At 37.1% G+C, this 26,086-nt stretch carries 29 protein-coding genes and 1 rRNA gene; 29 read left to right on the forward strand and 1 reads right to left on the reverse strand.

Annotation, left to right across the window (positions count from 1 at the left end; genetic code table 11):
- The 11 genes from rrf to rsmI form a co-directional block, all read left to right on the forward strand.
- Window positions 1-88, forward strand: a 5S ribosomal RNA gene (rrf, locus tag MMB68_RS26655); the annotation flags it as partial.
- 139 nt (window positions 89-227) lie between these two features.
- Window positions 228-410 carry a sigma factor G inhibitor Gin gene (locus tag MMB68_RS26660; RefSeq protein ID WP_028410359.1) on the forward strand — a complete coding sequence of 61 codons (183 nt, stop codon included), beginning with the start codon at window positions 228-230 and terminating at the stop codon, window positions 408-410.
- Between the two features lie 153 nt (window positions 411-563).
- Window positions 564-1,988 (forward strand): aminotransferase class I/II-fold pyridoxal phosphate-dependent enzyme, encoded by a 1,425-nt coding sequence (locus MMB68_RS26665; RefSeq protein WP_221785744.1) that lies wholly within the window; start codon window positions 564-566, stop codon window positions 1,986-1,988.
- 16 nt (window positions 1,989-2,004) lie between these two features.
- Window positions 2,005-2,631, forward strand: a complete 627-nt coding sequence (gene tmk / locus MMB68_RS26670) for a dTMP kinase (RefSeq protein ID WP_013081331.1) — start codon at window positions 2,005-2,007, stop codon at window positions 2,629-2,631.
- Between the two features lie 63 nt (window positions 2,632-2,694).
- Window positions 2,695-3,024, forward strand: coding sequence for a cyclic-di-AMP receptor (locus tag MMB68_RS26675; RefSeq protein ID WP_013054845.1), 330 nt, complete (start codon window positions 2,695-2,697; stop codon window positions 3,022-3,024).
- Window positions 3,025-3,057: 33 nt separating this feature from the next.
- A complete protein-coding gene (gene holB, locus MMB68_RS26680) occupies window positions 3,058-4,050 on the forward strand; it encodes a DNA polymerase III subunit delta' (RefSeq protein ID WP_025753146.1) in 993 nt (330 codons plus the stop codon).
- A gap of 4 nt (window positions 4,051-4,054) precedes the next feature.
- Window positions 4,055-4,882 (forward strand): PSP1 domain-containing protein, encoded by an 828-nt coding sequence (locus MMB68_RS26685; RefSeq protein WP_013054847.1) that lies wholly within the window; start codon window positions 4,055-4,057, stop codon window positions 4,880-4,882.
- A 14-nt stretch (window positions 4,883-4,896) separates the two neighbouring features.
- Window positions 4,897-5,262 (forward strand): DNA replication initiation control protein YabA, encoded by a 366-nt coding sequence (gene yabA / locus MMB68_RS26690; protein WP_013054848.1) that lies wholly within the window; start codon window positions 4,897-4,899, stop codon window positions 5,260-5,262.
- A 78-nt stretch (window positions 5,263-5,340) separates the two neighbouring features.
- Complete coding sequence (locus tag MMB68_RS26695) at window positions 5,341-6,087, forward strand: tRNA1(Val) (adenine(37)-N6)-methyltransferase (protein ID WP_221785743.1); 747 nt, start codon at window positions 5,341-5,343, stop codon at window positions 6,085-6,087.
- Window positions 6,074-6,361: a GIY-YIG nuclease family protein gene (locus MMB68_RS26700; protein WP_221785742.1), complete on the forward strand. Its 288-nt coding sequence runs from the start codon at window positions 6,074-6,076 to the stop codon at window positions 6,359-6,361. Before MMB68_RS26695 ends, MMB68_RS26700 begins: the two co-directional genes overlap by 14 nt.
- The gene (gene rsmI, locus MMB68_RS26705; protein WP_028410355.1) at window positions 6,339-7,211 is read left to right on the forward strand and encodes a 16S rRNA (cytidine(1402)-2'-O)-methyltransferase; all 873 of its coding nucleotides are present in this window, start codon (window positions 6,339-6,341) and stop codon (window positions 7,209-7,211) included. Before MMB68_RS26700 ends, rsmI begins: the two co-directional genes overlap by 23 nt.
- A 32-nt stretch (window positions 7,212-7,243) precedes the next feature.
- Here the strand turns inward: rsmI and MMB68_RS26710 are convergent, their stop codons facing one another.
- Window positions 7,244-7,534, reverse strand: coding sequence for an AbrB/MazE/SpoVT family DNA-binding domain-containing protein (locus tag MMB68_RS26710; protein ID WP_170836841.1), 291 nt, complete (start codon window positions 7,532-7,534; stop codon window positions 7,244-7,246).
- A gap of 565 nt (window positions 7,535-8,099) precedes the next feature.
- Between MMB68_RS26710 and metG the strand changes: the two genes are divergently transcribed.
- From metG to spoVT, 18 genes are all read left to right on the forward strand, one after another.
- Complete coding sequence (gene metG, locus MMB68_RS26715) at window positions 8,100-10,082, forward strand: methionine--tRNA ligase (RefSeq protein ID WP_277549585.1); 1,983 nt, start codon at window positions 8,100-8,102, stop codon at window positions 10,080-10,082.
- Window positions 10,083-10,153: 71 nt separating this feature from the next.
- Window positions 10,154-10,924, forward strand: coding sequence for a TatD family hydrolase (locus MMB68_RS26720; protein ID WP_057237546.1), 771 nt, complete (start codon window positions 10,154-10,156; stop codon window positions 10,922-10,924).
- A gap of 223 nt (window positions 10,925-11,147) precedes the next feature.
- The gene (gene rnmV, locus MMB68_RS26725; protein WP_013081337.1) at window positions 11,148-11,711 is read left to right on the forward strand and encodes a ribonuclease M5; all 564 of its coding nucleotides are present in this window, start codon (window positions 11,148-11,150) and stop codon (window positions 11,709-11,711) included.
- Window positions 11,705-12,583, forward strand: coding sequence for a 16S rRNA (adenine(1518)-N(6)/adenine(1519)-N(6))-dimethyltransferase RsmA (rsmA, locus tag MMB68_RS26730; protein WP_028410352.1), 879 nt, complete (start codon window positions 11,705-11,707; stop codon window positions 12,581-12,583). Before rnmV ends, rsmA begins: the two co-directional genes overlap by 7 nt.
- Before the next feature lie 77 nt (window positions 12,584-12,660).
- Window positions 12,661-13,533 (forward strand): sporulation peptidase YabG, encoded by an 873-nt coding sequence (yabG, locus tag MMB68_RS26735; RefSeq protein WP_025601509.1) that lies wholly within the window; start codon window positions 12,661-12,663, stop codon window positions 13,531-13,533.
- A gap of 273 nt (window positions 13,534-13,806) precedes the next feature.
- Entirely contained in the window at window positions 13,807-14,040 is a 234-nt protein-coding gene (gene veg, locus MMB68_RS26740) for a biofilm formation stimulator Veg (RefSeq protein ID WP_013054859.1), read from the forward strand.
- Window positions 14,041-14,234: 194 nt separating this feature from the next.
- Window positions 14,235-14,405, forward strand: a complete 171-nt coding sequence (locus MMB68_RS26745; RefSeq protein ID WP_013054860.1) for a small, acid-soluble spore protein, alpha/beta type — start codon at window positions 14,235-14,237, stop codon at window positions 14,403-14,405.
- Between the two features lie 198 nt (window positions 14,406-14,603).
- On the forward strand, window positions 14,604-15,473 hold the full coding sequence (gene ispE, locus MMB68_RS26750) for a 4-(cytidine 5'-diphospho)-2-C-methyl-D-erythritol kinase (RefSeq protein WP_221785741.1): 870 nt from the start codon (window positions 14,604-14,606) through the stop codon (window positions 15,471-15,473).
- Window positions 15,474-15,529: 56 nt separating this feature from the next.
- Window positions 15,530-16,351, forward strand: coding sequence for a pur operon repressor (purR, locus tag MMB68_RS26755; RefSeq protein ID WP_013054862.1), 822 nt, complete (start codon window positions 15,530-15,532; stop codon window positions 16,349-16,351).
- A 21-nt stretch (window positions 16,352-16,372) separates the two neighbouring features.
- Window positions 16,373-16,750 carry a RidA family protein gene (locus tag MMB68_RS26760; RefSeq protein WP_013054863.1) on the forward strand — a complete coding sequence of 126 codons (378 nt, stop codon included), beginning with the start codon at window positions 16,373-16,375 and terminating at the stop codon, window positions 16,748-16,750.
- Between the two features lie 155 nt (window positions 16,751-16,905).
- A complete protein-coding gene (spoVG, locus tag MMB68_RS26765) occupies window positions 16,906-17,196 on the forward strand; it encodes a septation regulator SpoVG (RefSeq protein WP_013054864.1) in 291 nt (96 codons plus the stop codon).
- A gap of 194 nt (window positions 17,197-17,390) precedes the next feature.
- Window positions 17,391-18,770: a bifunctional UDP-N-acetylglucosamine diphosphorylase/glucosamine-1-phosphate N-acetyltransferase GlmU gene (glmU, locus tag MMB68_RS26770; protein WP_221785740.1), complete on the forward strand. Its 1,380-nt coding sequence runs from the start codon at window positions 17,391-17,393 to the stop codon at window positions 18,768-18,770.
- Window positions 18,771-18,788: 18 nt separating this feature from the next.
- Window positions 18,789-19,742 carry a ribose-phosphate diphosphokinase gene (locus tag MMB68_RS26775; protein WP_014462059.1) on the forward strand — a complete coding sequence of 318 codons (954 nt, stop codon included), beginning with the start codon at window positions 18,789-18,791 and terminating at the stop codon, window positions 19,740-19,742.
- A 186-nt stretch (window positions 19,743-19,928) separates the two neighbouring features.
- A complete protein-coding gene (locus MMB68_RS26780) occupies window positions 19,929-20,558 on the forward strand; it encodes a 50S ribosomal protein L25/general stress protein Ctc (protein WP_014462058.1) in 630 nt (209 codons plus the stop codon).
- Window positions 20,559-20,697: 139 nt separating this feature from the next.
- Window positions 20,698-21,255, forward strand: a complete 558-nt coding sequence (pth, locus tag MMB68_RS26785; RefSeq protein WP_277549586.1) for an aminoacyl-tRNA hydrolase — start codon at window positions 20,698-20,700, stop codon at window positions 21,253-21,255.
- Window positions 21,256-21,314: 59 nt separating this feature from the next.
- The gene (gene fin / locus MMB68_RS26790) at window positions 21,315-21,545 is read left to right on the forward strand and encodes an anti-sigma-F factor Fin (RefSeq protein ID WP_013054869.1); all 231 of its coding nucleotides are present in this window, start codon (window positions 21,315-21,317) and stop codon (window positions 21,543-21,545) included.
- Window positions 21,546-21,614: 69 nt separating this feature from the next.
- A complete protein-coding gene (gene mfd, locus MMB68_RS26795) occupies window positions 21,615-25,145 on the forward strand; it encodes a transcription-repair coupling factor (protein WP_043979015.1) in 3,531 nt (1,176 codons plus the stop codon).
- Between the two features lie 249 nt (window positions 25,146-25,394).
- The gene (gene spoVT / locus MMB68_RS26800) at window positions 25,395-25,931 is read left to right on the forward strand and encodes a stage V sporulation protein T (protein WP_013054872.1); all 537 of its coding nucleotides are present in this window, start codon (window positions 25,395-25,397) and stop codon (window positions 25,929-25,931) included.
- Window positions 25,932-26,086 lie beyond the last annotated feature (155 nt).

Consider the following 26,086-nt stretch of genomic DNA (forward strand, 5'->3'; position numbering starts at 1 on the left):
CCGTTCCCATACCGAACACGGAAGTTAAGCTCTTTAGCGCCAATGGTAGTTGGGACTTTGTCCCTGTGAGAGTAGGACGTTGCCAGGCACCTGAAAAAGGACTAGCTATTTTAGCTAGTCCTTTTTTTATTATTCACAGAGTATAAGCTATCTACATAAAATGGGGTAAATGAACTGCATAAAGACGTTACATCTTGTCGATACTTAATTAGTGGAGGTGGAGAGTAATGGAAAAACAAATTAAAACATGTTCCGTTTGTCATGAACAGAATACAAAGGGTATTGAGGTGTTTTCCAGCTTTATATGCCAACACTGCGAGATAGAGATTGTAGAGGTGGATTCATCTCATTTTCGTTATCAATTGTTAGTAGATCAATTAAAGAGAATATCAGGAGCGTTTTCTTACTAAAAGCCCTTTTTTATAAGGGCTTCTTTATATGGCTCAAAAAAATCAACTAAGTTTGTTATAATGAAAGAAAAATCAATTTTGATAGGAAAAATACTTACATATTCTTTTATCAAGTTAACAATGTTATATTTACAAAAAGTAAGGAATGGATGTATGGATACATATTTACCTTTATATAACCGTTTAGTAAGGCACAGCGAAAAGAGGTCACTCTCTTATCACGTGCCCGGCCATAAAAATGGTCAAATTCTACCTTCACATATTCAGTCTTCTTACGCAGACTTTTTGCAATATGATCTAACAGAAATTAGCGGATTAGATGATTTACATGAAGCAGAATCTGTTATTAAAGAAGCACAAGAGTTAACGGCAAAGTTGTATGGAGTAGATGAAAGCTTTTTTTTAGTTAATGGTTCTACTGTAGGCAATCTCGCCGCGATTTTATCTCTTTGTCAAGAAGGAGATAAAATTGCTGTTCAAAGAGATTCTCATAAATCTATTTTTAATGCTATTGCTTTATCAAAGGCATCACCTATTTTTTTAGCTCCTGAAATAGATTCAAAAACACATCTTAGTACAGGTGTATCCATTAAAACAATTAAAGCAGCTTTAGAGGGTTCTCAGGATATAAAAGCATTTGTATTAACAAATCCTACTTACTACGGGGTAGCGCGAGATTTAAAGGAGATCATTGATTTTATTCATGGCTACAATATTCCTATAATTATTGATGAAGCTCATGGAGCCCACTTTATTTTAGGTAATCCTTTTCCGTCGTCAGCTGTTACGTATGGAGCGGATCTTGTTGTTCAGTCAGCACATAAAACGCTGCCAGCTATGACTATGGGTTCTTATTTACATATGCAGGGGACGTTGATAAATAAGCAAAGCGTTCGGCATTACCTACAAGTACTGCAGTCAAGCAGTCCCTCATACCCTATTATGGCTTCTCTCGATTTAGCAAGGTATTATCTGCAGCAGTTTACTCAGCATGATATTGATAGAATGACTGACAATATTCATTCGTTTGTTGAAAAGATTAATGAGATTGATACACTTTCAACTATTGATGTGGAAACAGATCAAACTGTTACCGACCTTTTGAAAATGACGTTGACTTGTTCGGCTGCAACAGGATATCATTTGCAAAAGGAACTGGAAAAGCAAGATATTTATACAGAACTAGCTGACGTTAACTATGTATTGTTTGTTCTACCTTTAAGCAGCAGATGGGATTTTAATGATACAATTAAGCGGGTTAGACAAGCAGTAGAGAATATACAGCGTAAGTCATATGAAAAACCACTAATCAAACCATTTCGTTTTTCAAGAGCAACGGTTCTCCTGCCTATGGAAGAAAGAAAACTAAGATCAAAGCATATGTGTTCGTTTGAAGAAGCGATTGGGCGTGTAAGTGCACAATCTGTTATTCCATATCCTCCTGGAATTCCTATTTTAATGGAGGGAGAAACGATTACGAGCAATCATATTGACTATATTTTGCATATTCAAAGGTTAAATGGTCATATTCAGGGCGGCTCTTGTATGGAAGAAGGAAAGATAGAAGTATTTAAATAGAGAAAGGAATTTATACATGTCAGGAACGTTTATTACATTCGAAGGGCCAGAAGGTGCTGGTAAGACGACGATCATCCATATGGTTCAACAAAAATTAATACAAGAGGGCTATAATATTGTATTAACAAGAGAGCCTGGAGGCATACGAATTGCTGAACAAATTCGTGAAATCATCTTAAATCCATCTAATACGGAAATGGATGCCAGAACCGAAGCACTTCTTTATGCTGCGGCTAGAAGACAACATCTTGTAGAAAAAGTGATTCCTGAGCTAAATAAAGGGAATATAGTATTATGCGACCGTTTTATTGATAGCTCACTTGCTTATCAAGGAAATGCGCGGGGTATAGGCGTAGAAGATATTTTTGCTATCAATCAATTTGCTATTGAGCAAACGATGCCACAGGCCACTTTATATTTTGACATTGAGCCTGAGGTAGGGTTAGAAAGAATTAATAAAGGTCGAAAAGATGAGATTAATCGATTAGATTTAGAATCCTTAGACTTTCATTACAAAGTACGAGATGGATATTTATCTCTTTTGAGTGAATTTCCAGAGCGTATTCGACGAATTGATGCAAATCAATCCGTTGAAAAAGTCTGTGAAGAAGCTTATAAACAAATAAAATTGATTTTAAAATAAATACAGATGATCGTTATTCTTGCTATACTATTCTTAACAAAAAAGTAAAATGAGGTGTTATTCATGAAATTAGTAATGGCCGTTATTCAAGATTCAGATAGCTCAAAGCTTTTAAATGCACTTGTAGAAAGAGGGTTTCGTTCAACCAAATTATCAAGTACGGGCGGATTTTTAAAATCAGGGAATACAACAATTATGATTGGTACAGATGATCATAAAGTAGATGAAGTACTTGATATTATTAAGGGCCAATGTGAAAACCGCAGACAGATGATTTCTCCTGTGGCACCGATGGGCGGTAATGCAGATTCATACATTCCGTATCCTGTTGAAGTTGAAGTGGGCGGAGCTACAGTATTCGTACTACCAGTAGATCAATTTCATCAATTTTAAGAGAGAAGATTTTAAATAGAAAGTGATGATTGAATGGGAAATACATGGGAACAGCTTGAAGCTCTTCAGCCGAACGTATTAAAGATTTTACAAAACAGCTTGCTTAAAGAGCGAGTTGCTCATGCTTATTTATTTGAAGGAAGCAAAGGAACAGGTAAAAAACAAATTAGTTTTTTGTTTGCTAAAGCACTGTTTTGCCAAAATCCAGTTAATCATAGGCCATGCCATGAGTGCAGTAACTGCCGGCGAATTGATTCAGGTAATCATCCAGATATTCACTTGATTGAGCCAGCTGGTCTATCGATTAAAAAAGAGCAAATTCAATTCTTGCAATCAGAATTCACAAAAACCGGTGTTGAATCTAATAAAAAGTTATATATTGTGAATCATGTTGATAAAATGACAGTAAGCGCAGCAAATAGTTTACTGAAATTTTTAGAAGAGCCTGGCAACGGAACTTATGCAGTTTTATTAACAGAAAATATACAGCGCTTATTAGATACGATTATCTCACGTTGCCAAGTAATATCATTTCGATCTCTTACACCAGAACAGTTAGCTGAAAAACTAGTAGAAAATGGCCTTTCCGCAGTAGATGCGTCCATCTTGTCTAATTTAACAAACAGCATTGATGAAGCAATTGAATTAAGTAAAGATGAATGGTTTGGACTTGCAATAAAGTTAGTGATACAATTATATGAAGTGTTAACAACGAGACCTCAACAAGCTCTTCTTTTTATTCATGAAAAGTGGGTAACACATTTTAAAGAAAAAGAACAAGCACATATTGGTTTAACTTTATTGATGCTTCTTTATCGTGATTTGTTGACGCTGCAAGTTGGACAAGAGTCTAAAATCGTCTATCGTCATAAAATAGAAGAATTAAAACAGCAAGCTCTTCAGACAACGCAGGAAAAAGCGATTTATCGCTTAGAGGTTATCTTGAAGGCCAAAAATAAATTAAATTCAAATATGAATCTACAGTTATTAATGGAACAGCTGGTGTTGGATTTGCAGGAGGGATAAAAGCTTGTATGATGTAGTAGGCGTTCGCTTTAAAAAAGCGGGAAAAATATATTATTTTGACCCTGGAGAACTTACAATTCCAGATGGTGAGTTTGTTATTGTAGAAACAGTTCGTGGTGTTGAATTTGGCAGAGTGGTTATTAATAAGAAGCAAGTAAGTGAACACGATGTCGTACTTCCTTTGAAAAAAGTAATCCGCATTGCTGAACAAAAAGACAGGCTGATTGTGGATGAAAATAAACAGGCTGCTAGAGAAGCGTATGACGTATGCGTGCAAAAAATTCAATCACACGATTTAGATATGAAGTTAGTAGATGTAGAATATACGTTTGATCGTAATAAAGTCATTTTTTATTTTACAGCAGATGGCCGTATTGATTTTAGAGAGTTAGTTAAAGATTTAGCTGCTATTTTCCGTACGCGAATTGAGCTTCGTCAAATCGGTGTACGAGACGAGGCAAAACTGTTGGGCGGGATAGGTCCTTGTGGCCGTATGCTATGTTGCTCAACGTTTTTAGGTGATTTTGAGCCGGTTTCTATTAAGATGGCCAAAGACCAAAACCTATCGCTTAATCCAACGAAAATTTCTGGTTTATGCGGACGTTTGATGTGTTGTTTAAAATATGAAAATGATGAGTATGAAACGGCAAAAGAACAGCTTCCTGATATAGGCTCAACAATTAAAACTTCAGATGGTTCAGGACGTGTAGTGGGTTTGAATATTTTGGAAAGAATTATTCAAGTGGAACTGTCAGATCACGAACAAATTTTAGAGTATACTCTGGATGAGATCAATAATGAAGGTGCTGTTTCGTTTCAAGCCACAGATTAACGAGGTGGGCAAAGGTGGATAAAAAAGAGATTTTTGATTCGGTGACAAACATGGAGGAACAAATTGGTCATTTATATAAGCAGTTAGGTGAGTTGAAAGAGCATCTTGCTGAGCTAATTGAAGAAAATCATCACCTGCAAATAGAAAATGATCATTTGCGCCGTCGCCTTGACCAGACAAACTTCGAAACGAAGCTGAAAAATAGACATTCAAAAGCAAGCGCTCAAACAAAAGAGCAAAAACAAATTGATATCGGAGAAGGATATGACAATTTGGCTCGCCTTTACCAAGAGGGTTTTCATATTTGTAACATTCATTATGGAAGTGTGCGTAAAGATGGGGACTGTTTGTTTTGCTTGTCATTTTTAAATAAAAAGTAACAACACCTCTCCCTTTTGGAGAGGTTCTTTTTATGAGTAAAAGATGTAAATAATAGATGTACAAGGAGAAGAACGACTATGGTTGAGTTATATGGAGATGAACGTTTAGATTATCTATTAGCCGATGAGGAGATGCGCATTATTCAAAGTCCGTCTGTCTTTTCCTTTTCATTGGATGCTGTGCTTTTATCTCACTTTGCTTATGTCCCAATTCGTAAAGGTAACTTGGTTGATTTATGTTCAGGAAACGGTGTAATCCCACTGTTTTTATCTAAACGAACAAAGGGAAAAATCATTGGTGTAGAAATTCAAGAACGGCTACACAGTATGGCGCAAAGAAGTATTGCGTATAATCAGCTCGATGGGCAGATTAAAATGATACATGGTGATTTAAAAAATTCGCCTCAAGAACTGGGTTATGGAAAATATGATGTTGTAACATGTAATCCTCCTTATTTCACCACATCCAATAAAGAAGAGATAAATGAAAACGAACATTTTGCAATCGCTCGCCACGAAATTCATTGTTCGTTGGAAGATGTGATTAGAACCAGCAGCCAACTAGTGAAGCAAGGCGGAAAAGTGGCATTAGTTCACCGTCCAGGAAGACTATTAGATATCGTTACGTTAATGAGGCAGTACCGTTTAGAGCCAAAGAGACTTCAGTTTGTCTATCCTAAAGATGGGAAAGAAGCAAATACACTTTTAATTGAAGGTACGAAGGATGGAAGTCCAGATTTAAAGATTCTTCCTCCGCTGGTGGTCTACCAAGACAATGATGAATACACGGATGAATTAAAAAGGATTTTATATGGGACAAAATAATCATTATTTTTACGTAGTTGAATGCAAGGACTGTACGTATTACGCTGGTTACACGAATAATTTGCAAAAACGTATTTCTGTCCATAATGAAGGGAAAGGGGCAAAATATACGAGAGCAAGAAGGCCTGTTTCATTAATTTGGCATGAGGTGTTTACTTCTAAAACAGAAGCTATGAAAAAAGAGTATTGGTTCAAACAGTTAAGCAGAGTGCAAAAACAGGCTTACATTCGAAGGGAGCAAGAAAAGCAGAATGAAATCACAAAAAAGTTATGATGTATCAAATGAACGAGGCGTTTTATATTTAGTTCCCACTCCTATTGGAAACTTAGAGGATATGACATTTCGTGCGATTCGAATTTTAAAAGAAGTTGATTATATTGCCGCAGAAGATACGAGACAAACGAAAAAACTATGTAACCACTTTGAGATTGATACGCCTATTACAAGTTATCATGAACATAATAAACATACAAAAAGTGAACAGCTGTTAAGCGACTTAGACGGTGAAAAAAATATTGCTTTAGTAAGCGACGCGGGCATGCCTTGTATTTCAGATCCTGGTTATGAGTTAGTGGTAGCTGCCGTTAAAGAAGGATATACGGTTGTTCCGCTGCCGGGGCCTAACGCAGCATTAACAGCTTTAATTGCTTCTGGACTACCTACGGGGCAGTTTTATTTTTATGGATTTTTAAATAGAAATAAAAAACAGCGTAAAGAACAGCTTCAAGAGCTTCAGTATATTAAGGAAAGCATGATATTTTATGAAGCCCCTCATCGATTAAAAGAAACGCTAAAGAGTATAGAAGAAATTTTAGGGAACCGATCTATTGTGTTATGTAGAGAGTTAACAAAACGCTATGAAGAATTTTTAAGAGGAAGCGTATTAGAAGCAATTGAATGGACAAATGCCACAGATATTAGAGGCGAATTCTGCTTAATTCTTGAAGGGACAAATGAAGAAGCACCAGATGAAAGTAATCTATGGTGGGAGCAGCTCACCATTATCGAGCATGTTGATCACTATGTAGAAGAAGGGCTTTCAAACAAAGAAGCGATTAAGCAAGTAGCAAAAGACCGAGATGTGTCAAAGCGAGACATTTATAGTGAATATCACGTACATTAAAAAAAGCTGTCTATCATAGACAGCTTTTCGTTTTATTTAGAAGCTTGTAAAGAATCTTGAAGTTCTTTCATGATTTGTTCTGCACCTTCACGGCTTAGAATTAATTTGCCGCTAGCAAGTTGAATGTTATCATCAGATACTTCACCTGTTACTTGGCAAGTCATGTTTGGTTTGTATTTTTTTAAGATGATGCGCTCTTCATCTACATAGATTTCTAGAGCATCTTTCTCTGCAATTCCTAATGTACGACGTAATTCAATTGGAATTACTACGCGTCCTAATTCATCAACTTTACGAACAATACCTGTAGATTTCATGTTAATCGTTCTCCTCTCAGTAATCATTTTTCTATGTTATTACTTTCGTCATTATTCGACAATTTCAACGTACTTTCATAATACCAGCGTTTCCAAAACTAGTCAATCATTTTACATGTAAAAAAATGTAGCTGGGAAAAATTTTTTTCTCGACTTGTTTACAAGCTAATTGTGACCGTCAGTCAAGGAATGACAAGGGATTTCATTGGAAAAAAGATTAATCGTCTAAATAGCTTGATATTAACTATTTTGAAGATAGGGTAAATATAATTCGACATAAAACGACAAAATTAGACCTATTTGTCGTTTTCATCAAAGTGACTTTTTGAATGAGGGTATATTTTATATAAAAATAGGGCGAAGCTGATACAATTAAAAGGATTATTTTTTGGAAAAATAACGATTATTTAAAAATGAAGTGAATCCGTCATATTCCCGTGTATATAGGAAGAGAATGTTTTGAAATTATCATGTAAAATAGTATGATAGATAGTAGAATAAGAAGACAGGGTTTATATGATTACGTACATATAAATCAAAATGTTGAAATGGAATGTTGGAGGTTATGAACATGGCAGATGGAAATAATACATTTTATATTACTACGCCGATTTATTATCCGAGTGGTAAATTACATATAGGGCATGCATACACGACGGTAGCGGGAGATGCAATGGCTCGTTATAAACGTTTGAGAGGGTTTGACGTACGTTATTTAACAGGTACGGATGAACATGGTCAAAAAATTCAGCGAAAAGCAGAAGAGAAAAACGTGACACCTCAGCAATACGTAGATGATATTGTATCTGGAATCAAAGAGCTGTGGGATAAGATGGATATTTCGTATGACGATTTTATCCGTACAACAGAACCAAGACATAAAGAAATCGTGGAAAAGATTTTCGCGCACCTTTTAGAACAAGGTGACATTTATCTTGATGAGTATGAAGGTTGGTATTCAGTTCCCGATGAGACGTACTATACAGAGCATCAGCTAGTAGATCCAATCGTTGAAAATGGAAAAGTTGTAGGCGGAAAAAGCCCGGATAGCGGACACCCTGTAGAGCTCGTTCGAGAAGAGTCCTATTTCTTTAAAATGGGGAAATACGTAGATCGTTTACTAGCTTTTTATGAAGAAAACCCTTCATTTATTCAACCAGAGTCCCGTAAAAACGAAATGATCAATAATTTTATTAAGCCTGGTCTTGAAGACTTAGCTGTTTCTCGTACGACGTTTGATTGGGGGGTAAAAGTTCCAGGTAACCCAAAACACGTTATTTACGTATGGATTGATGCGCTTTCTAACTATATCACCTCTCTTGGGTATGGTACAGAGAACGATGAAAACTATCGAAAATATTGGCCGGCTAACGTACATTTAGTAGGAAAAGAAATCGTACGTTTCCATACTATTTATTGGCCAATCATGTTGATGGCACTTGATTTGCCACTTCCTAAGAAAGTATTTGCTCACGGCTGGTTATTAATGAAAGACGGAAAGATGTCGAAGTCAAAAGGGAATGTAGTAGACCCAGTGACATTGATTGATCGCTATGGACTAGATGCCCTTCGTTACTACTTACTTCGTGAAGTTCCATTCGGTTCAGACGGTGTATTCACACCAGAAGCGTTTGTTGAACGTATTAACTTTGACTTAGCAAATGACCTTGGCAACCTAGTTAATCGTACAGTGGCGATGATTAATAAGTATTTTGATGGTGTTATTCCGACTTATGAAGGCAATGTAACAGAGTTTGATGCACTTATCGTCCAAGCTCAAAAAGATACAGTGAATAAATATGAAGAAGCGATGGAAGATATGGAGTTTTCAGTGGCTCTTGCTTCTATCTGGCAATATGTAAGCCGCACGAATAAATACATTGATGAAACGCAGCCTTGGGCGTTAGCAAAAGATGAGAATAAGCGTGCAGAACTTGCTTCTGTTATGACACATCTAGCTGAATCAATTCGTCACATTGCGGTATTACTGCAGCCATTCTTAACACGTACACCTGAGAAAATTTTTGCTCAGATTGGTGTAAAAGAAGATGTATTAAAAACGTGGGAAAGCACTACGCGTTTTAATATGCTTAAAGAAGGCACAAAAGTAGAAAAAGGTGAGCCAATGTTCCCTCGTCTAGATCGAGAAGAAGAGGTAGCGTTTATTAAAGAGCAGATGCAAGGAAGTGCTCCAAAGGAAGAAAAACCTGTTGTGAAGGAAGAGCCTTCTGAAGAGATTACAATTGATGATTTCATGAAAGTAGAGCTTCGTGTAGCGCAAGTTACGCAAGTAGAACCAGTTAAAAAGGCAGATAAACTATTAAAGCTTCAGCTTGATCTTGGCTATGAAAAACGCCAGGTTGTATCAGGTATTGCCAAGTTTTATAAGCCTGAAGAATTAGTAGGTCGAAAAGTAATTTGTGTAACCAACTTAAAACCTGTGAAACTGCGCGGTGAACTATCACAAGGAATGATTTTAGCGGGTGAAGATGAGAATGGTCTTTCACTAGCAAGCGTAGATCAAAACTTAGCAAATGGCACGAAGATAAAATAAGTATAGGTAAAAGGGGTGTTTCACGTGTAACATGCGAGGACCCCCTTTTATTCATGGAAAGGATCGATTAGATGTTATTTGATACACATGTTCATTTAAACGCAGAACAGTATGAAGATGATTTGCAAGAAGTAATTAATCGTGCGTTAGAAAAAGGTGTTCAAAACATGGTAGTTGTTGGATTCGATGAACCTACCATCAAAAAGGCTATTCAAATAGCTGAAACGTATGACTTTATCTATGCTAGTGTAGGATGGCATCCAGTAGATGCAGTTGATATGACGGATGAGCACTTAGCTTGGATTGAAGAGTTAGCTCAGCATCCGAAAGTTGTTGCTTTAGGAGAAATGGGATTAGACTACCATTGGGATAAATCACCTAAAGAAGTTCAAAAAGACGTATTTCGCCGTCAAATTCGCTTAGCTCGCAAAGTGAATTTACCTATCATTATTCATAATCGTGATGCAACAGAAGACGTGGTAACCATTTTAAAAGAAGAGCACGTAGAAGAAGTAGGTGGGATTATGCATTGCTTCACGGGCAGTATTGAAGTAGCGAAGCAGTGTATGGATATGAATATGTATATTTCTTTTGGTGGACCTGTTACTTTTAAAAATGCGAAAAAACCAAAAGAAGTTGCTACAGAGCTTCCTTTAGATAAACTATTAATTGAAACAGACTGTCCTTATTTAACTCCTCATCCATTCCGCGGCAAGCGCAATGAACCTGGTTATGTTTCATACGTAGCAGAGCAAATTGCAGAGTTAAAAGGGATAACGTATGAAGAATTAGCTGATATTACAACAGCTAACGCCAAAAAGCTATTTGGCATTAATGATTAAAACTTTTTCTCATATAACAATCATTTTCGTGTTAAAGTAAAGATAGGCGCAGAGGAGAATGTTATCCTCTGCCTTTTTCAGTTAAAATAACAGGTAGATGCTTTTTAATTTAGTTGATAATAAGATAAAACGTTGATTTCATAGAAGAAAAATGATGTGAGTAACCAGCATTTCATTTTTACTGAAAAGCAAATGAACAAAACTGAATGTTTTGGAGGAAGCAATGAAGATTAAAGAAATTATTGTAGTAGAAGGCCGAGATGACACTGTAGCGATTAAACGTGCAGTGGATGCGGATACCATCGAGACAAATGGATCAGCTGTAAATGAAGAAACCATTGAGAAAGTAAAATTAGCTCAAAAAACAAGAGGTGTGATTATTTTTACAGATCCAGATTATCCGGGACAGCGAATTCGAAATATTGTTTCAGAACGTGTTCCAGGATGTAAACACGCATTTTTAGATAAAGAAGAGGCTCGCCCTAAAAATGGCAAAGGTATTGGAGTTGAACATGCTTCTATTGCGTCTATTCAAAAAGCACTAAAAGATGTGAAGCAAGAGTGGATGGGGGCAGCTATGGAGATTTCTCAAGAGGATTTAATCGTAGCTCGTTTGATAGGAGATAGTAAAGCTAAGTCTCGACGTGAAAGAATAGGAAAGTTATTAAAAATTGGTTATGCCAACGGAAAGCAGCTCCATAAACGCTTACAGATGTTCCAAATTTCAAAAGAGGACTTTATCAGAGCTGTTGAGCAGATAAATAAGGAGGAAAAGGGATCTTGTTAAAAGATATTGCAACGCCTAATCGAACCAAGGAAATTTTAAAGAAATACGGTTTTACATTTAAAAAGAGTTTGGGACAAAATTTTTTAATTGATACGAACATTTTACATCGTATTGTTGATCATGCGGAAATAACAGAAGAAACGGGAGCTATTGAAATTGGACCTGGTATCGGGGCCTTAACTGAACAGCTAGCAAAGCGCGCAAAAAAAGTACTGGCATTTGAAATCGATCAGCGTCTGCTTCCGATTTTAGCTGATACGCTTTCTCCTTACCCAAATGCAAAAGTTATTCATCAAGATGTGTTAAAAGCGGATTTAAAAGGAACGCTCGAACAAGAATTCGAAAACATAGAAGATTTAATGGTCGTTGCGAATTTACCCTATTACGTGACGACACCCATTTTGATGAAATTATTAGAAGAGCAAATTCCGGTACGTGGAATCGTCGTTATGCTTCAAAAAGAAGTTGCTGACCGTATAGCAGCTAAACCGGGAACAAAAGAGTACGGTTCACTTTCTATTGCGATTCAATACTATACAGAGGCTGAGACGGTTATGATTGTGCCTAAAACAGTGTTTAATCCGCAGCCTAATGTAGACTCAGCTGTTATTCGATTGTTAAGAAGACCGAAGCCAGCGGTAGAAGTACAAGATGAAGCATTCTTCTTTCAAGTTGTACGAGCAAGTTTCGGACAGCGTCGAAAAACAATTTTAAACAATCTAGTGAACAACTTGCCAAATGGGAAGCAGAAAAAAGCGGACATTGAGCAAGCACTTTCAACTGCTGAAATTGATCCGAAACGAAGAGGCGAAACGTTATCTATTCAAGAATTCGGAAAGCTAAGTGATCAACTTTTAAAATCATTTCGCTAAATTATCACATTTTTATCATGAAGTCATAGGCTATGAAGAGAATTTATTTTTGAAGTAGCAAAGACGGAGTGAAGCATATGAACATCAAAATTGGTGATATAGTTACACGACCTTCTTATCAAAGAGATTTGCTTTTTCGTGTTATAGCTATTAACGACAGCGAAGCGGGGAAATATGCGACTTTAATAGGAGAAGACGTTCGGTTGATTGCCGACGCTCCTTGTACAGATCTAGAGGTTGTGGATGCTAAAGAACAGGATCAAAGAAAAAAACAAGAAGAAGAACTTTTAGAAAGATCCTTGGAGCTTATTCAACAGGATTATCGGCTCGTTCGAGAGAAAACTGAATATAGCATGACTAATGGATACAGCCATTCACATCGCTTATTTCAAATTCCAGGAAAGGTCCTGCACGTAGACGGAGACCCTAATTATTTACGTAAATGTTTGTTGGTTTACGAAAAAATTGGTGTTCCTGTTTATGGTGTTCATTGCGTTGAGTCAGAAATGCCGGAGAAGGTTGGAAAGCTAATTGAGGATGTAAGACCCGATATTCTAGTGCTGACAGGTCATGATGCCTATTCCAAAGGAAAAGGAAATAAAGATGATCTTCTTGCTTATAGACATTCCAAGCACTATATTCAAACAGTCCAAGAAGCAAGAAAAAGAGTTGGTAATTTAGATCAGCTGGTGATTTTTGCAGGTGCCTGTCAATCGCATTTTGAATTATTGATTCAAGCTGGAGCAAACTTTGCTAGTTCACCTTCACGTGTAAATATTCATGCTCTTGACCCTGTGTATGTAGTAGCAAAACTAAGTTTTACTCCTTTCACGGATCGTATTAATGTATGGGACGTCTTACGTAATACATTAACGGGTGCTAAAGGTTTAGGAGGAGTAGAAACAAAAGGGCTGCTTCGCACGGGCATGCCTTATGAAAGCGATGAGTAGAAATAAAAACAACTGGTTACAGCATGTACACGCATGATGTGCAACCAGTTGTTTTTTCGTATGAAGCCAAAGTATACGCTTAATTAAACAAAATCATTTTCAATATTTGCTAAAGATATACATATTTCGTTGAAAAACGAGCATACTAACAGCGAAATGTAGATTCATGTTGAAAATTATTTATTGACACAATTAGAGATAGATTGTTATAATTTTATGTTTTTGACTATTTTTCTAACATGTGTTATACTATACATAGTGAGGTGGACCAATATGGCGAAAACTTTGTCTGATATTAAGCAAGCGCTGGATTTGCACCTAGGCCAACGATTAACTTTAAAAGCAAACGGTGGTCGTAGAAAAACAGTAGAACGTTCAGGTGTATTAACAGAAACGTACCCATCTGTTTTTATCGTTGAATTAGATCAAGAGGAAAACTCTTTGGAGCGCGTTTCGTATAGTTACGCAGATGTGTTAACGGAAACAGTGCAACTAAAATTTTTCTAAGAATGACATAGGCAATATAGCAAGTGGTGATGAGCAGTGGACATTGGTTTACTGCTTTTTTATTGGTCTTTTTTTCAAATTATATATACATTATTTTTTATACATACTATACATATCGTCCTCGCGTTTCTTATGTAAAAGAGCGAGGAGATTCAGGTTGAAATTTCATTTTATACGTAAAGGAGCCATGTGCAATGTCAAGGCGTAGAGGGATTATGTCATCGAAGCTGAAAGAAGAATTGGCTAAAGAACTTGGTTTTTACGATACTGTACAAGCAGAAGGCTGGGGCGCTATTCGGGCAAAAGACGCAGGCAATATGGTGAAGCGAGCTGTAGAGCTTGCACAGCAGCAGCTAAAGCAATAGCGTAGTGAAAATCAATGCTTATACGATTATTTAAAGTGAAATGAGGAAAACCGAAGTGTATAACCGCTTCGGTTTTTTTGTCCCAAAATGAAAGAGAAAACAGAGGATTAAACAAAGATGTTTAAATGAACAGCTATATCTTGTTCATTTTATGATAAAATAGCGTTAAACTCGATAAGATGAAGTAGGTGAAGTAAGTTGAAATTAATGGTGAAAGCACCGGCTAAAATAAATTTGTCACTTGATGTGTTACATAAACGTCCAGATGGTTACCATGAAGTTAAGATGATTATGACAACAATTGATTTAGCGGACAGAATTGAACTTTCTGACCGTGAAGATGGACGAATTGTTATTTATTCTCATAATCGCTTTGTTCCAGATGACCAGCGAAATCTCGCTTATCAGGCAGCGCAGGTTTTGAAGCGACGTTATAACATTTCAAAAGGTGTAAATATATTAATTGATAAACATATTCCAGTAGCTGCTGGATTAGCTGGAGGCAGCAGTGACGCGGCTGCTACATTACGCGGTTTAAATACGTTATGGGAATTAGGGTTATCATTGGACACACTTGCAGAAATAGGGGCTGAGATTGGCTCTGACGTATCTTTTTGCGTGTACGGAGGGACAGCTCTTGCTACAGGGCGCGGAGAGATTGTAGAGCATATTGAGGCACCTCCAAGCTGCTGGGTGATTTTGGCTAAGCCTGAAATAGGTGTTTCTACAGCAGATGTATATCGAAACTTAAAAATTGAAGAGATGGATCATCCTAAAGTAGATGAGATGGTTCACGCCATACAATCAGGAAATTATGATGAAATGTGTAGCCTTGTCGGAAATGTATTGGAAGCAGTAACGCTGAAAATGCATCCGGAAGTAGCTCTCATTAAAGAACAAATAAAGCGTTTTGGCGCCGATGCTGTGCTCATGAGCGGCAGTGGGCCAACTGTATTCGGACTTGTACAGCATGATTCACGTATGCACCGCATTTATAATGGATTACGTGGCTTTTGTGATAAAGTTTATGCAGTTAGGCTACTAGGTGAACGAATAACGCTTGAATAAATCCGTATGTTAATGTTATATTTACATTACAATATTCGGATTTTCAGGAGGATGTTATGAAGTTTCGACGTAGTGGACGATTAATTGATATGACCAACTATTTCATTCAAAACCCTCAGCGTCTTATCCCTCTTACGTATTTTGCAGATAAATATGATTCCGCAAAATCATCGATTAGCGAAGATATGGCGATTATTAAACAAACTTTTGAACAGCAGGGTATCGGAACTTTGGTTACGCTACCAGGGGCTGCCGGCGGAGTTAAATTCATTCCAAAGATGACGAATGAAGAAGCCGGTCAGCTTGTTCAAGAATTATGTGGGTTGATTGAAAAACCTGAGCGTTTATTGCCAGGTGGATATTTATATTTAACTGATATTTTAGGGAACCCCCGCGTTGTGAATAAAATCGGTCGCTTGTATGCGTCGCTTTTTGCTAACCGCAAAATCGATGTGGTGATGACTGTAGCAACAAAAGGTATTCCTATTGCGTATGCGGTAGCTCAGTATTTAGACGTGCCCGTTGTTATTGTGCGCAGAGACAGTAAAGTAACTGAAGGATCGACCGTTAGTATTAACTACGTGTCGGGTTCATCTAAGCGCATTCAAACGATGCTGTTAGCTAAAAGAAGTTTAGCGGTGGGGTCAAATGTACTCATCATTGATGATTTCATGAAAGCTGGCGGTACTGTAAATGGAATGGTTAGCTTGCTTGAAGAGTTCGATGCAACTGTTGCTGGTATTGGAGTTTTAGTAGAATCAGAAGATATTGAAGAACGTTTAGTGGATGAGTATGTGTCCCTTGTACAATTAACAGATGTAAATATCAAAGATAAACAAATTCGTGTACAAGAAGGCAATTACTTAAAATATATTTGATCAAGTAAGGGAGAGGAACATATGTTACAGGTTCAAACAAAAAATGCACCGCAAGCTATTGGTCCATATTCACAGGGAATTGTTGTGAATAACTTGTTTTACAGTTCAGGTCAAATTCCACTTCGTCCAGATGGTACGTTGGTCGAAGGAGATGTTCAAGTACAAGCTACTCAAGTATTTGAAAATCTAAAAGCAGTTCTTGAAGAAGCTGGAGCTTCTCTAAATACAGTTGTAAAGGCAACCGTGTTCATTAAAGATATGAACGACTTCGCAGCGTTAAATGAAGTCTATGGCGACTACTTCGGGGACCATAAGCCGGCACGTTCATGTGTAGAAGTAGCGAGACTACCTAAAGATGTACTTGTTGAAATTGAAGTTATTGCGCTCGTTAAAGGGTAATTAAATTAACAAATTTCTAACAAAAAGCAAGTAACTTCCAATTGTTCACTTTTTTTGCGAAAATTTTCTAAAAATTTTTTCTGAATAGCAGGAAAACACAAAATTCTGTGGAATTAAGTATGTAAAGCTTCGCATAGAAAAAGGTGGTGAACAAGATGGAAGTAACTGACGTAAGATTACGCCGCGTGAACACTGAAGGACGTATGAGAGCGATTGCTTCAATCACATTAGATGGTGAATTTGTTGTTCATGATATTCGTGTGATTGATGGTAATAATGGCTTATTTGTAGCCATGCCAAGTAAACGTACACCGGATGGTGAGTTCCGTGATATTGCACATCCAATCAATTCAAATACTCGCGGAAAGATTCAAGATGCTGTTTTAGCAGAATATCATCGTTTAGGTGAGGTAGAAGTTGAATTCGAAGAAGCGGGTGCTTCGTAAACATATGATACATTAAGAGTCTACTGAAAAGTAGGCTCTTTTCTTTTTGATTACCACTTATATAATTTCACACCTTTGTAAAACTTTAGCATTACCAAAAAATAAAATTCATGACTTATAAATGATTCCTTGAAATGCTGTCATTTTTGATATAATATTCTTAATGGATAAAAAGGTAAAATTGGAGGCCTGTTATGTCAAAAAGATATGCAGTCATATTGGCAGCTGGTCAGGGTACACGTATGAAGTCATCTTTATATAAAGTGTTACACCCTGTGTGTGGCAAACCGATGGTGCAACACGTAATTGATCAGTTATCACGTTTAGATTTAACAAATTTAATTACAGTTGTAGGTCACGGTGCCGAAAAAGTGAAATCACATGTTGGAGATAAAAGCTTATTTGCTTTACAAGAAGAGCAGTTAGGAACAGCTCATGCAGTAATGCAAGCAGAATCTTTACTTGCACATGAAAAAGGTACGACAATTGTTGTATGTGGAGATACTCCGCTTATTACAGCTGAAACAATTGAATCTTTATTAAAGCATCATGAAGCAACAAATGCAATGGCAACTATTTTAACAGCTCATGCAGAAGATCCAACAGGATATGGACGCATCATTCGAAATGAACAAGGGTCTGTTGAAAAGATTGTGGAGCATAAAGATGCCACAGAACAAGAGCGTCTTGTACAGGAAATTAATACTGGTACGTATTGTTTTGATAATGAGAAATTATTTGAGACACTTTCAAAAGTTTCAAATGATAATGTACAGGGAGAGTATTATTTACCTGATGTTATCGAAATTCTAAAAAATGAAGGTCAAATTATTTCTGCATATCAAACATCCGATTTTGCTGAAACATTGGGCGTTAATGATCGATTTGCTCTGTCTCAAGCAGAAGAAACAATGAAAAAGCGCATCAACAAGCAGCAGATGTTAAATGGAGTGACGATTGTGGATCCTTCTAACACGTACATTTCAGCAGATGCTGTCATTGGCAGAGATACGGTTATTTATCCTGGTACGGTTATTCAAGGAACAGTTGTAATTGGAGAGAATTGTGAAGTAGGACCTAACAGTGAAATTAAAGACTGCAAAATAGGTAATAATACTTCTATTCGCCATTCTGTTGCTCACGATAGTGAAATTGGTCACGAAGTCACAATTGGCCCATTTGCACATATTCGTCCTCAATCATTAATTGGAGATGAAGTGCGCGTAGGAAACTTTGTAGAAATTAAAAAAGCATCTTTTGGAAAAGGTAGCAAAGCTTCTCATTTAAGTTATATTGGAGACGCAGAGGTCGGAAAAGGTGTAAACTTAGGATGCGGATCTATTACAGTTAACTACGATGGGAAAAATAAATTTTTAACAAAGATTGAAGATGGGGCATTCGTAGGATGTAACTCGAACTTAATTGCACCTGTAACAATTGGTGAAGGTGCCTATGTTGCAGCTGGTTCAACCGTAACGGATGATGTGCCAGGAAAAGCATTATCAATTGCTCGTGCGAAACAAGTAAATAAAGAAAACTATGCTGAAAAGCTTGATATTAATAAAAAATCCTGACGGAGGTTTCACAATAAAATGTCAAATGTATATGCTGATGAAAATTTAAAGTTATTTACGCTAAATTCAAACAAGGCTTTAGCTGAAGAGATCGCAAAAGTAATTGGTGTGGAATTAGGTAAATGTTCGGTTGATCGTTTCAGTGACGGTGAAATTCAAATTAACATTGAAGAAAGTATCCGTGGTTGTGATGTATTTATCATTCAATCAACAAGTGCTCCGGTTAACGAACACTTAATGGAATTATTAATTATGATTGATGCATTAAAACGTGCATCAGCTAAAACAATTAACATCGTTATGCCTTACTATGGCTATGCTCGTCAGGATCGTAAAGCTCGTGCACGTGAACCAATCACTGCCAAATTAGCAGCAAATATCATTGAAAAAGCGGGAGCTACTCGTATTATCACATTAGATTTACATGCTCCTCAAATTCAAGGTTTCTTCGATATTCCAATTGACCATTTAGTAGGTGTTCCAATTTTAGGTGAATACTTCAAGAGTAAAAACCTTGATGACGTTGTTGTTGTATCTCCGGATCACGGTGGCGTAACGCGTGCTCGCCGTTTAGCGGAACGTCTAAAAGCGCCGATTGCTATCATTGACAAACGTCGTCCTCGTCCAAACGTAGCAGAAGTTATGAACATTGTTGGACAAGTGGAAGGAAAAACAGCAATCTTGATTGATGACATGATTGATACAGCCGGTACAATTACAATTGGTGCGAGTGCATTAATTGAAGCAGGTGCAAAAGAAGTATATGCTTGTTGTACACATCCAGTGCTTTCAGGCCCTGCAATTGAGCGTATTCAAAACTCTACAATCAAAGAGCTAGCTGTAACAAACTCTATTGCTTTAACAGAAGATAAGAAAATTGGTAAAGTAACAGAACTTTCAGTAGCTCCGTTAATTGGTGAAGCGATTATTCGTGTTCACGAAGAGCAATCAGTTAGTACGTTATTTGATTGATAAACAGAACCTCTTTCCATTTGGAAAGAGGTTTTTTTGAAAAAAATTAAATGCGCTAATCCTTTGTTTTAAAGGGATTTGGACAGGATGAACAAAGATATATTACTGTTCAAACTGGGTTTCATGTTTAGCAACCTTCTAAAAAGGGTACATTTTAAGTAGAAAACATACTGGAAGGTGAATAAAATGAGTATTTCAATTCAAGCAAATAAAAGAACGGATTTCAAAAATTCTACAAATAGAAAGATTCGCGACGAAGGAAACTTCCCAGCGGTTGTTTACGGAAATAAAACAGAATCCACACCTATTTACTTAAACAGTGCTGATTTTATTAAGACTATTCGTGAAGCAGGGCGCAATGGAGTGTTAACATTACAAGTGGATAAGCAAAAATATTCCGTAATGTTACATGATATTCAAACTGATCCATTAAAAAACGAAATTGTCCACGCCGATTTCCAAGTGGTCGACATGAAGAAAGAAATTGATACTGAAGTTTCTTTATCTCTAGTAGGAGAAGCAAAAGGAACAAAAGAAGGCGGCGTATTACAGCAGTCTCTATATGAAATTTCATTAAAAGGCTTGCCGCAAGATATCCCATCATCTATTGATGTAGATGTATCAGATTTAGGAATTAATGATACAATCACAGTAGCGGATATTAAGGTAGATAAAAAGCTAGAAATTACGCATGATGCAGAAGATACAGTTGCTTCTGTACTACCTCCTCAACAGGAAGAAGAGCCGGACAGCGGCGAAGTTCAGGATGCTGAAGGCGATGTTGAAGCAACAAAAGAAAAAGATAGCGAAGAATAATATAAAAAGACGTAACCAAAAGGTTACGTCTTTTTGTGTGAATTGATTATAATAAAAGTGATACTATATAGTAATGTAAAACATTAAAGACATTTACCTATTATGTACAACTTACATAGAGTGGAAAGGAGTATTTATTTTGAAATTAATCGTTGGTTTAGGGAATCCTGGAAAAGAATATGACCGAACTCGTCATAACATAGGATTTATGGCAATTGATAAAATTGCTGAACAGTTTATGATTTCATTAGATAAAACAAAGTTTAACGGAATATATGGAACAGGTATAATAAAAGGAGAAAAAGTCATATTATTAAAGCCTCTAACATATATGAATTTATCAGGAGAAAGTATTCGCCCTTTAATGGACTATTTTGATATAGACGTCGAAGACTTGCTTGTTATTTACGATGACTTAGATTTACCGTGCGGAAAAGTAAGATTGCGTACAAAAGGAAGTCCAGGCGGCCATAACGGAATAAAATCAATTATTCAGCATTTAAAAACCCAAGAATTTAACCGAATTCGTATTGGAATTGATCGTCCGCAAAACGGTATGAAAGTAGTTGATTACGTACTAGGGCGCTTTACAGAAGATGAAATGGATCATATGGAAGAAGCGATGAAAACGTCTGTACACGCGAGTGAAGATTTTTTAGGTAAACCGTTCTTAGAAGTAATGAATCGCTATAATTAAGTAGAATAAAATTTCTCTCAATCGTCCATACTAACACTAAAAGATTTGGGAGGATTTGTATGTCTATTCATTATTTCTGTAGACATTGTGGCGCAAAAGTCGGTATGATAGAAAAGACAGCTCACAATACGGAAGCACTCGGTTTTAATCACCTGACCGCAGATGAACGAAAAGACTTTATTCACTACCATAATAGTGGAGATATCGTGGTTAAAATTATTTGTGAAGACTGTCAAGAAGCGCTAGAACGAAATCCAGACTATCATCAGTACGAAACATTTATACAATAAAAAGCTTTGGTCTCAAACCAAAGCGTTTTTCTGTTTAGTTTAGACATATCATGGGAGGAGGGAATTCCTTTGCGAGGGATTAGACAGCAATTTGAAGAAAATAAAGAAATTGGAGCTGTTGTCAGCAGTTTAGAAGAAGGTTTGAAAGAACAGTTAGTAACGGGAATTTCCGGTTCAGCTCGATCTGTATTAATGGCACTCTTAAATGAGGATAAAAAATACCCCTTATTAGTAGTGACCCATAATTTATATCAAGCCCAAAAAGTGTATGAAGACCTTTTGCATCTTTTACCGGAAAAAGACGTTTTCTTATACCCTGTTAACGATTTAGTTGCTACAGAAGTGGGGATTGCAAGTCCAGAATTAAAGGCTCAGCGAATTGAAGTACTCAATTATTGGAGTCAACATACAGGTGGAGTAGTTGTAACACCGCTTGCAGGAATTCGAAAGCTGCTGCCTCCTAAAGCAAGATGGGAGCAAACACAGCTGCCGTTTCAAATGGGAATTGACATCGACGTTGATCATTATTTAAAAAGGTTAGTTGAGTTGGGCTATGAGCGGGCATCAATGGTTTCAGCTCCGGGTGAGTTTAGTGTGCGCGGAGGAATCATTGACATTTATCCGTTAACAGAAGAGCTACCTGTCCGAATTGAACTATTTGATACGGAGATTGATTCCATTCGTACTTTTACAATCGAGGATCAACGCTCTCAAGAGCAGTTAAAAGAAATTTCAATTGGCCCTGCTACGGAAATCATTGTGAACCAAAATGAAGTAGCCCAAGGAATTGAAGAACTAGAAGCACAGCTGGCTTCGACGCTGCAACAAGTGAAAAATGCAGCGCTAAAAGCTACCTTAACAGAAAATATTAAAGGTGAAATTGAACAGCTGCGTCAAGGTCAACTTCTTGAAAATATGTTCAAGTATTTATCATTCTTCTACGAATCGCCTGCTAGTTTACTAGATTATTTACCAGAAGGCGGCCTTGTCATCTTTGATGAGACCACTCGAATTCAAGAAACGTCTGATCAGCTTGAAACAGAGGAAGCTGAATGGATAACCGAATTATTAGGACAGGGGCAAATTGTTCGAGACGTTCAATTATCTCATAAGCTCCCATCTCTTATTCAGCGAGCAAAACATCAGTTTTTATATTTATCGTTATTTTTGAAGCACGTATCGTATACGAGTCCGCAAAATATTATTAATATTTCATGTAAGCAGATGCAGCAGTTTTACGGCCAAATGAACTTATTAAAAAGTGAAATTGAACGTTGGAAAAATGCTAATTATACGGTAGTCCTCTTAGGAGCAGATAAAGAGCGCGTGAAAAAACTTGAAGGTGTGCTAGCAGATTATGATATTGATTCATCTATTTTAGATGGAAATGGTCAGCTTGTGCCAGGTCTTGTTCAAATTATTGAAGGCGATTTACAAATGGGCTTTGAACTGCCGATGCAAAAATTAGCTGTTTTAACCGAGGAAGAATTGTTTAAAAAACGGGTAAAGAAATCAAAGCGTCGTCAAAAGCTTTCCAATGCAGAGCGTATTAAAAGCTATTCAGAGTTAAACGTAGGTGACTATGTCGTTCACGTGAACCACGGTATCGGCCGTTACTTAGGAATGGAAACGTTAGAGATTAACGGTAATCATAAAGATTATATCCATATCAAATATGAAGGCTCTGACAAGCTGTACGTTCCTGTTGAACAGATTGATCAAGTACAAAAATATGTAGGGTCTGAAGGGAAAGAGCCAAAAGTATATAAACTTGGCGGAAATGACTGGAAGAAAGTGAAACGAAAAGTTGAGTCTTCTGTTCAAGACATCGCTGATGACTTAATTAAACTGTATGCAGAGCGTGAAGCAAGTAAAGGTTATGCATTTTCTCCGGATGGCGATTTACAGAGAGAATTTGAAACAGCTTTCCCTTATCAAGAAACCGAAGATCAGCTTCGTTCTGTACAAGAAATTAAAAAGGATATGGAACATGAAAGACCAATGGATCGTCTGCTTTGCGGAGACGTTGGATACGGAAAAACGGAAGTAGCCATTCGTGCTGCGTTTAAAGCTGTGACAGATGGAAAACAAGTGGCTATTTTAGTGCCAACCACTATTTTAGCTCAGCAGCATTATGAAACCATCCGTGAGCGTTTTCAAGACTATCCAATCAACATTGGGCTATTGAGCCGCTTTCGCAGCCGTAAACAGCAGCAAGAAACAATTAAAGGGCTAAAAAACGGGACCGTAGATGTAGTGATTGGTACACATCGTTTACTATCTAAAGACGTGATTTATAAAGATTTAGGATTGTTAGTTATCGATGAAGAGCAGCGTTTTGGTGTAACGCACAAGGAAAAAATCAAGCAAATGAAAGCAAACGTTGATGTCCTTACACTTACAGCAACACCTATTCCACGAACATTACATATGTCTATGTTGGGCGTAAGGGATTTGTCTGTTATTGAAACGCCGCCTGAAAATCGTTTTCCGGTTCAAACATATGTAGTGGAGTATAATCCGGTTCTAGTTCGTGAAGCGATTGAGCGTGAGTTAGCGCGTGATGGCCAAGTCTACTTTTTATATAATCGCGTAGAGGATATTGAACGAAAAGCAGAAGAAATTTCGATGCTTGTGCCTGATGCTAGGGTAACGTATGCCCACGGAAAAATGAATGAAACGGAACTCGAAGCGGTTATTTTAAGCTTTTTAGAAGGCGAATATGACGTGATTGTGAGTACAACCATTATCGAAACGGGAGTAGATATTCCAAATGTAAATACACTTATTGTCAACAACGCTGATAAGATGGGATTATCACAACTGTATCAATTAAGAGGGCGTGTAGGTCGTTCAAATCGCGTGGCATATGCGTACTTTACGTATCACAAAGACAAAGTACTGACAGAAGTAGCTGAAAAGCGTCTGCAAGCTATTAAAGAATTCACCGAATTAGGTTCTGGTTTTAAAATTGCTATGCGTGATCTTTCAATACGTGGCGCCGGAAACTTACTAGGCGCTCAGCAGCATGGATTTATCGATTCTGTCGGTTTCGATCTCTACTCTCAAATGCTTAAAGAAGCGATAGAGGAAAGACGCGGGTCTGACGGAGAAAATGTGAAATTTAATGTAGAAATGAATCTGGACTTAGACGCGTATATTCCTGATCAGTACATTACAGACGGCCGCTTGAAAATTGAGATGTATAAGCGCTTTAGAGGAATTGAAGCGCTAGAAGATATTCAGGAATTGCAGGATGAAATGATTGATCGTTTTGGAGAGTATCCGGCTGAGGTTGAGTATTTGTTTAAAGTAGCGGAAACAAAAGTATATGCAACGCAGAACTTAGTAGAATCTATTCTTCAGTCAAAACAAGAAATTTCTATTCTGCTGTCTGAAGAAGCGAGCTCAACGGTAGACGGCCAAAAATTATTCATGCTAGGTGATCAATTTGGCAGAATGGTCAGCTTAGGTATGGAAGGCAAGAAAGTAAAATTAGTGGTTAATGTTAAAGGACTTGCTCAAAAAGAATGGCTCAATATTGTGTATCAGTTAGTAAAAGGAGTAGCCACTGTTAAAAAAGAACAAGTTACGAATTAAAAAGAAGGCTCATTTTTGAGCCTTCTTTTTATATAGCCGAAATAAAAATACCCAAATCCCCATGTTTTGGCGGTTTTTTGGACATTTTTTTAATAAAAGCACACTTTTTAACAAAAAAAGAGATGGTTGGTGAATAGAAGTTGTAGAGTGAAGAATACTAACCTCAACAAAGGTGAACCTTTTATCATATAGCCATCAGTGATATTCACCAACTATTTTAATCATCATATGAAAGAGAGGCTTCAATGAATGAAAGCAACAGGTATTGTTCGTCGTATTGATGATTTGGGTCGCGTTGTGATTCCAAAAGAAATTAGAAGAACGCTTCGCATTCGAGAGGGAGATCCGCTAGAGATTTTCGTTGATCGCGATGGAGAAGTTATTTTAAAGAAATATTCGCCAATTAGTGAATTGGGAGACTTTGCAAAAGAGTATGGCGAAGCGCTGTACGATAGCTTAGGTCATCCTGTACTTATTTGTGACCGCGATGTATTTATTGCGGTAGCAGGAAGTTCTAAAAAAGAATACTTAAATAAAAACATTAGTTCGTTAGTGGAATCTGTTATGGAAAGCCGCAGTTCTTCTTTAGTAACTGATGGGAAAAACCTAGAATTTGTCGATGGATACGAAGAAAATATTTCTTCTTACACAATCGGTCCGATTATTGCAAATGGAGATCCGATTGGAGCCGTGGTCATTTTCTCAAAAGATAAGTCTCTTGGTGAAGTAGAGCATAAAGCAGCCGAAACAGCAGCTAGCTTCTTATCTCGTCAAATGGAGCAGTAAGCGTAATTATCTTTATTTTACATTATTTACTGAAAAGGTAGCAGTTTCTGCTGCCTTTTTTCATGCTGTCTTACCTTAGAAATAAACAGAACATGGTATAATGGTACGGTATTTTATTTATTGGAAAGTGCAGGATGTTTTATAAGAACAAAGCT

Source organism: Priestia sp. Y58 (assembly GCF_029522095.1).
GTDB classification, from domain to species: domain Bacteria; phylum Bacillota; class Bacilli; order Bacillales; family Bacillaceae_H; genus Priestia; species Priestia megaterium_E.

Excerpts from the sequence above, each read along its gene's own strand:
- MMB68_RS26660 (WP_028410359.1), top strand. The coding sequence starts at position 228 with ATGGAAAAACAAATTAAAACATGTTCCGTTTGTCATGAACAGAATACA.
- MMB68_RS26665 (WP_221785744.1), top strand. The coding sequence starts at position 564 with ATGGATACATATTTACCTTTATATAACCGTTTAGTAAGGCACAGCGAA.
- tmk (WP_013081331.1), top strand. The coding sequence starts at position 2,005 with ATGTCAGGAACGTTTATTACATTCGAAGGGCCAGAAGGTGCTGGTAAG.
- MMB68_RS26675 (WP_013054845.1), top strand. The coding sequence starts at position 2,695 with ATGAAATTAGTAATGGCCGTTATTCAAGATTCAGATAGCTCAAAGCTT.
- holB (WP_025753146.1), top strand. The coding sequence starts at position 3,058 with ATGGGAAATACATGGGAACAGCTTGAAGCTCTTCAGCCGAACGTATTA.
- MMB68_RS26695 (WP_221785743.1), top strand. The coding sequence starts at position 5,341 with ATGGTTGAGTTATATGGAGATGAACGTTTAGATTATCTATTAGCCGAT.
- MMB68_RS26700 (WP_221785742.1), top strand. The coding sequence starts at position 6,074 with ATGGGACAAAATAATCATTATTTTTACGTAGTTGAATGCAAGGACTGT.
- rsmI (WP_028410355.1), top strand. The coding sequence starts at position 6,339 with ATGAAATCACAAAAAAGTTATGATGTATCAAATGAACGAGGCGTTTTA.
- metG (WP_277549585.1), top strand. The coding sequence starts at position 8,100 with ATGGCAGATGGAAATAATACATTTTATATTACTACGCCGATTTATTAT.
- MMB68_RS26720 (WP_057237546.1), top strand. The coding sequence starts at position 10,154 with ATGTTATTTGATACACATGTTCATTTAAACGCAGAACAGTATGAAGAT.
- rnmV (WP_013081337.1), top strand. The coding sequence starts at position 11,148 with ATGAAGATTAAAGAAATTATTGTAGTAGAAGGCCGAGATGACACTGTA.
- yabG (WP_025601509.1), top strand. The coding sequence starts at position 12,661 with ATGAACATCAAAATTGGTGATATAGTTACACGACCTTCTTATCAAAGA.
- veg (WP_013054859.1), top strand. The coding sequence starts at position 13,807 with ATGGCGAAAACTTTGTCTGATATTAAGCAAGCGCTGGATTTGCACCTA.
- MMB68_RS26745 (WP_013054860.1), top strand. The coding sequence starts at position 14,235 with ATGTCAAGGCGTAGAGGGATTATGTCATCGAAGCTGAAAGAAGAATTG.
- purR (WP_013054862.1), top strand. The coding sequence starts at position 15,530 with ATGAAGTTTCGACGTAGTGGACGATTAATTGATATGACCAACTATTTC.
- MMB68_RS26760 (WP_013054863.1), top strand. The coding sequence starts at position 16,373 with ATGTTACAGGTTCAAACAAAAAATGCACCGCAAGCTATTGGTCCATAT.
- spoVG (WP_013054864.1), top strand. The coding sequence starts at position 16,906 with ATGGAAGTAACTGACGTAAGATTACGCCGCGTGAACACTGAAGGACGT.
- glmU (WP_221785740.1), top strand. The coding sequence starts at position 17,391 with ATGTCAAAAAGATATGCAGTCATATTGGCAGCTGGTCAGGGTACACGT.
- MMB68_RS26775 (WP_014462059.1), top strand. The coding sequence starts at position 18,789 with ATGTCAAATGTATATGCTGATGAAAATTTAAAGTTATTTACGCTAAAT.
- MMB68_RS26780 (WP_014462058.1), top strand. The coding sequence starts at position 19,929 with ATGAGTATTTCAATTCAAGCAAATAAAAGAACGGATTTCAAAAATTCT.
- fin (WP_013054869.1), top strand. The coding sequence starts at position 21,315 with ATGTCTATTCATTATTTCTGTAGACATTGTGGCGCAAAAGTCGGTATG.
- spoVT (WP_013054872.1), top strand. The coding sequence starts at position 25,395 with ATGAAAGCAACAGGTATTGTTCGTCGTATTGATGATTTGGGTCGCGTT.